Genomic DNA, 1,829 nt, shown 5'->3' with positions numbered 1-1,829 from the left:
GCTGGGTTTGTAGCGCAGATACCAGCGCACACGAAGAATGATCACCTCACGGTCAAAATGACGGCCGGCGAATAGCTCGTCCAGACTCTTCAGCTTGTTCATCGCGGCTCCTCAAATCGGTCAAGGCGACACTCTAACCGATCCTTGAGCGCTATTTGCACCACAACCCCCGGCAGCCTGTTGGGCAAGGCGTTGCACTACCTGCAGGGGCAGTAGCCAAAGCTGGTCCGCTACATCGAGAACGGCAACTGGCCAATCTCGAACAATCCCTGCGAAAACGCCATCAGGCCATTCTGTTTAGGCCGCCGTGGCTGGTTGTTCGCTGACACGGTCGGCGGCGCCAATGCGAGTGCGAACCTGTACTCGCTCGTCGAGACGTGCCGCGCCAACAGCATCGATCCCTACTGCTACCTCCACTGGCTCTTCCAGAAACTTCCACTTGCCACGACCGTCGAGGACTACGACGCGTTGCTGCCATGGAAGATGCCCACCGACCTCCGCTGAGGCCTCCTGCCATACCTCAGAGTCTGGCGCAACGACTCTGAGAGGCGTGAATTAAAGATCGCATACGTTGAAGCAAGCGGATGTGGGAATGCAATTCAGCGAGACAACGCCTGTGCCCTGCATTCCCGATCCCATGGCTCCGCGACACCGGGAATGGGCGCAAGACCCTCTCTGGATCGCGGCGGGGCTTGCCGACCGCGTGTTCCCGGCAGAGTTAGTTGTCGACAAGTCCGTGTCGGAGCGGATGAACGGTCAGCCAGAAAACCTCTTTGGCACGGAAGGGCCGCAGCCGGCTTACACACCGCAGAACTTGCCGGCCGCCCTTACTCCTGCTCTCGGGTGACACGACGGAGTAACGGAAACCAAAATGCCAGAGTTATGCGCCTGCACTGTATCGTGCATATGAATCAAGATGTCCATATTATGCACGCGAACAATGAACTTTCCATCCAACGGGGATTCTTCGTGGAAGAGCAAGCTACTAATCTGCCGGTAACGAAACACGTAGGGAGCACCCCGCTTTCGCCGGCCTCGTCCGGCTCTCGATCGCCAGAAGCGGGCGACTATCTTGAACAATGGAGCGGATGCGACATACGGGTCCTCGTTTGTTCGGCGAGGGATTACGTTGTCTACATTGATTCGACATGCCAACTAATTTACCAGACCACGCCAGGTTACGACGTGGATACGGAAACAGAAGATAAGGGCCACTTCGACAGCTCTGCGTGCAACGACGTGATGGGCGACATCCAAGTGCTCAAGGAAACAGCGTGCGAGAGCTTGACAATAGACGTCCGACATCAATTTTTGCGCATCCTCGGATACGCAATGGTTTGTGCACTTGAGTTCGATTATTCTGGAGCTAAAAAGAGGATTTCCGACGCTGCCAAGTTTATACAAGCTCGCACCGAGGAGAAATCTCGAGTCTGGTACCTTACCGCTAGCCTGCTAGCCGCGTTCCCCTTCCTTGGGTTTGGAGCGGCTTTGTGGGTGCTACGTGACACCGGGTTTGCCACTAAGTACCTCGGAAATACGGGTCTGTCGGTTACGCTCTCCGGACCGGCAGGCGCGCTAGGCGCGCTTTTGTCTATAATTCTACGCACCGGTAAGATAAACGTCGACTACACGGCTGGTAAATTACTTCACTGGTGTGAAGCTGGGTCGCGAATAATTGCCGGCGCTATTTCTGGCGTACTCGTTTCTCTCGCGGTCCTTTCAGGTATGTTACTGAGTCCGATCGCAAATGGAATGGCGGCCTCAAAAGCGAGGTGCAACACTTATCTCGTATAAGGTGTTGCAATGCCCGACAAAACTACTTCTACTTC

The 1,829-nt window shown here is 55.4% G+C and carries 2 protein-coding genes and 2 pseudogenes; 3 read left to right on the top strand and 1 reads right to left on the bottom strand.

Going from position 1 to position 1,829, the window contains the following annotated elements:
- A pseudogene (locus EVC45_RS47495) lies at nucleotides 1-102 on the bottom strand (IS6 family transposase); the annotation flags it as partial.
- A 21-nt stretch (nucleotides 103-123) separates the two neighbouring features.
- On the opposite strand from EVC45_RS47495, the pseudogene EVC45_RS44380 reads away from it, so the two are divergent.
- The 3 genes and pseudogenes from EVC45_RS44380 to EVC45_RS44370 all read left to right on the top strand — a co-directional run.
- A pseudogene (locus EVC45_RS44380) lies at nucleotides 124-504 on the top strand (transposase); the annotation flags it as partial.
- A gap of 88 nt (nucleotides 505-592) precedes the next feature.
- Nucleotides 593-847, top strand: a complete 255-nt coding sequence (locus EVC45_RS44375; protein ID WP_129964334.1) for a hypothetical protein — start codon at nucleotides 593-595, stop codon at nucleotides 845-847.
- Between the two features lie 59 nt (nucleotides 848-906).
- The gene (locus tag EVC45_RS44370; RefSeq protein WP_129964333.1) at nucleotides 907-1,794 is read left to right on the top strand and encodes a hypothetical protein; all 888 of its coding nucleotides are present in this window, start codon (nucleotides 907-909) and stop codon (nucleotides 1,792-1,794) included.
- Nucleotides 1,795-1,829 lie beyond the last annotated feature (35 nt).

Source organism: Paraburkholderia sp. UYCP14C, from assembly GCF_004197395.1.
GTDB lineage: Bacteria > Pseudomonadota > Gammaproteobacteria > Burkholderiales > Burkholderiaceae > Paraburkholderia.
The sequence above is the reverse complement of the archived record's forward strand: the minus strand, read 5'-3'. Positions and strand labels throughout refer to the sequence as shown.